This window comes from Lactococcus sp. S64 (assembly GCF_016516525.1).
Lineage (GTDB): Bacteria > Bacillota > Bacilli > Lactobacillales > Streptococcaceae > Lactococcus > Lactococcus lactis.
Window position 1 is genome coordinate 1 of record NZ_JACVUQ010000025.1, and the last position, 3,812, is coordinate 3,812.

Sequence of the window (3,812 nt, forward strand, 5' to 3'; positions counted from 1 at the left end):
ATCTGATAGTGCATCAACATCGGATTCAATCTCTGATTCAGTATCTGATAGCAACTCGACTTCGGATTCAATTTCTGACTCAGTCTCTGATAGCAACTCAACTTCGGATTCAATTTCTGACTCAGTCTCTGATAGTGCATCAACTTCTGATTCAATCTCTGACTCAGTCTCTGATAGTGCATCAACTTCTGATTCAATCTCTGACAGCAATTCATTAAGTGACTCGCTTTCAGACAGCAATTCATTAAGTGATTCACTTTCAGATAGTCATTCTCTAAGCGATTCTCTTTCAGACAGCAATTCATTAAGTGATTCAATCTCAGACAGTGATTCTCTAAGTGATTCATTATCAGATAGCGATTCTCTGAGTGATTCACTTTCAGATAGTGAATCCTTAAGTGACTCACTTTCAGATAGTGAATCCTTAAGTGACTCACTTTCAGATAGTCATTCTTTAAGCGATTCAATCTCAGATAGCGATTCTCTGAGTGATTCACTTTCAGATAGCAATTCATTAAGTGATTCACTTTCAGATAGTCATTCTCTAAGCGATTCAATCTCAGACTCAGTATCTGATAGCAGTAGTGATTCTTTAAGCGATTCTGAATCTACTTCTGATAGTGAATTTATACCGGATAGTGATTCAGGAAATAGTAGTGGTAATCATACTACTACCCCTGGTTCTAACACTGGATCAGGTGCTCTTCCTAAAACAGGAGTGGAAGATAGTCCCTTAGCTGGAGTAGGTGGAATGATCGTTGGATTGGGAATATTAGCAGCAGCGACCTCAAAGAAAAGAAAAAAAGGAAAAGTAAAGAAGTAACAAATCAGTTTTTAAATTAACGATTGGCCGTAATTAAGTAACTTGATTATTTTACTTGTTCATAGAAAAATAGTCCTGTTCCAAAATTTATGCTGGAATAGGACTATTTATTTAAAAAGAAATAGAGGGTAAATGAATGACAGATAAAATCTACAAATTAGGAATTGACATAGGCAATAAACTTGTGAAAGTAGTTGGAGATGGGCAAGAACAGCCAATGATCTATCCTGCCTCCTTGGCAAGATATGAGGAAGTTTCCTATGTATTTAGTAATAATATTAACTACTTAGAAGAAAATGGGTTCGAAATATTTTCATTAGAACAAAATAATGAAGAAAGCTGCTATGTTTGGGGAAAAAATATTTTTAAGTTTGGACAAGCAGTTATTGATACTAATGGTACTGGTGAATCAAGATATGATAACCAACTCTACAAAAAGCTTGTTCTCTTTGCAATTGCAAAGTATGTCGAAGAATTATATGACCATGAACTAGCGGATAAGGTTGTATTATCCCTTGCCATGGGAATGCCTGATGATGAATATGTTTCTATAGCAGCTCAAGACTTTGAATTGATTAAATGGTTGATCGGAGAGCATGTTGTATTTATTGATAATGTACCATTTGAATTTGAAGTGAGGAATGTTGAATTACTGCCTCAAGAATTCGGCTCACTATTCCTTTTTGAAAAAATGGAGGGAGGGATTTCTCCAGATGTAAGAACCTTGGTTATTGATTATGGGGGAATGACACGATTACGTACGGTGTACGATGGCTTCCAACAAAGGGAGACCAACCAAGATACCATGGGAGTTAACCGATTAATTCGCTTATTAGTCGATAAAATAAAAACTAAAGGGATTAATAATAATCGTAGAAATAATCCAATAAATATTCAAGAAATGTTAATTTCAAAAAACTATAAAATGAGAGTAGGAGTAAATACTGAGAAAGACTTGACCTCTCTTTTTCAAAAAGAAATTAAAAACTATGGAAAGCGTCGTTTTGAAGAGGTGATTTATTCAGGACAAGCATTTAATAATATAGACTTAGTAATTCTTACAGGAGGCGGGGCAAATCTACTGGAACAAACTAATTATTCTCAACTTGGGCAAGAAATATGGATTCCAGATCATCCTGAAACCGCAAATGTTAGAGGATTTTATGAATATTTGAAAAGCTATCCCCTTTCCGATAAATCACATCAAAATGGTGAGGAATCAGAAAATGAGAAGAGAAGTTTAAAACTTGGAGATAGAGTAATGATTTCTGAAACAGCGATTTCTGAAGCCAATGGTTATGATTTAAAAAGTCGTAGAACTTGGGAAGGAAGAGTGACAGAAGTTAATGAAGGACAGGGTGAAGCACCTTCATATACAATAGAGTACCCATCAGGAGAGAAAAATCTATACGTGAATAAAAAAGACTTGATCAAACTTTAAGAAAAAAGAGTGCAACTCATACGGTAGCCTGAGAGGGGGTGATAAAAATATCCATTCCTGAGGAAATTTTTATCTGAAGGCTCAATTATTTCTTTTTGAATGTGATAATTAGGATCTATTAGGTAGTGTAAAGATATTCAAGAAATTTAAATTAGTGGAATGAAATTAAAGGAGAATTAATGTCAAGAAAAAATAATATTAAAAAAATGTTAAACTCTGATAAGCATGAGCGGTATCGCTCCTATAAGCGGAAAAAAACGTGGATGTATGCGACGATTACAGGGATTGCGAGTATCTTAGGAGGCGGTAGTATTGCGGTACCGATGATCAAAGCGGATACCATAAGTTCAGATGATAGTCAAGCGAAGGAGGTCGATAGTACGAGTCAACTTTTAGTTAGCCAGAAGAGTACAACTATTCCGGCAGCAATAGGAACGACTAAAGCGACTCACATTGATGGTACTGAATATGGTGCCAATTTTAATCCAAATGGATCTGCGAGTATAACAGATGACATAGCAACTCTTACGCCAGACGCGACCGGGCTAGCTGGAAACACTATTTTAAATACGAAAGTCAATATGATGAAGACTTTTGATTTAAAAGGAAAAGTCAATCTTGGAGACAAATCTCAAAAAAATGGTGGAGCAGATGGAGTTTCATTCGTTTTTCAACCAGGTGATAATGATATTATTGGTTATACAGGCGGATCAATGGGATTCGGGGGAATTAAGGGAGCTTTTGGATTCAAACTAGATACTTTCTTCAACGCAAGAGAATCTCTTGGTTACACTCCTGACCCAGAACAATTTGGACCTGAACATGGTAAAGGAGTAGCTTTTGGGGCCTTTGTAGATGGGACAAGTGGTACTGCTAATACAATTTCAAATGGTTCTAAACAAATTTCAGAGCCCTCTAACAATGAGTTCAAAGACATAGAAGTATACTATGATGGAACAAATATGACTATTAACTATGATGGTCAAACATGGCGCCAAGATGTTAGTTCATTTTTAAATGGCTCCACGGCAATGTCGTTCGCCATAACTGCATCAACTGGGACACATACTAATCTCCAACAATTTCAATTGACGAGTTTCGACTATACTGTCGCCCAAGGAACAGTTATCGCTCACTATATAGATGAGTCAGGAAAGCCGATAGCTGATGATGTCGTCCAGTCTGGAGATTTAGATACACCCTGGAGTACGGAACAAAAAGAAATCTCCAACTATACTTTTAAAGAAGTACAAGACAATGCTTCCACTACTGGGGTTTACACAGTTAATGATCAGGAAGTTACATATGTTTATACATTTGGGAGTTCGGAGTCTGATTCAGAGAGCCTAAGTGATAGTACAAGTGACTCTACAAGTGATAGTGAAAGTAATTCAGTTTCCGATAGTGACTCTTTAAGTGATTCGGATAGTGGCTCTACGAGTGATAGCGTGAGTAATTCAGTTTCCGATAGTGACTCCTTAAGTGATTCGGATAGTAGCTCTACGAGTGATAGCGTGAGTAATTCAGTTTCCGATAGTGACTCCTTAA

General features: G+C 36.5%; 3 protein-coding genes. All 3 read left to right on the forward strand.

What is annotated here, in order from left to right; translation table 11 throughout:
• Nucleotides 1-823 (forward strand): LPXTG cell wall anchor domain-containing protein (locus IAE51_RS11950; RefSeq protein WP_200095644.1); only part of this gene is annotated, 823 nt, incomplete at its 5' end.
• A 136-nt stretch (nt 824-959) separates the two neighbouring features.
• Nucleotides 960-2,264, forward strand: coding sequence for a ParM/StbA family protein (locus tag IAE51_RS11955; protein WP_200095645.1), 1,305 nt, complete (start codon nt 960-962; stop codon nt 2,262-2,264).
• 179 nt (nt 2,265-2,443) lie between these two features.
• Nucleotides 2,444-3,812 (forward strand): MucBP domain-containing protein (locus IAE51_RS11960; protein ID WP_200095646.1); only part of this gene is annotated, 1,369 nt, incomplete at its 3' end.

Coding starts and splice junctions, on each gene's coding strand:
- IAE51_RS11955 (WP_200095645.1), top strand. CDS start 960: ATGACAGATAAAATCTACAAATTAGGAATTGACATAGGCAATAAACTT.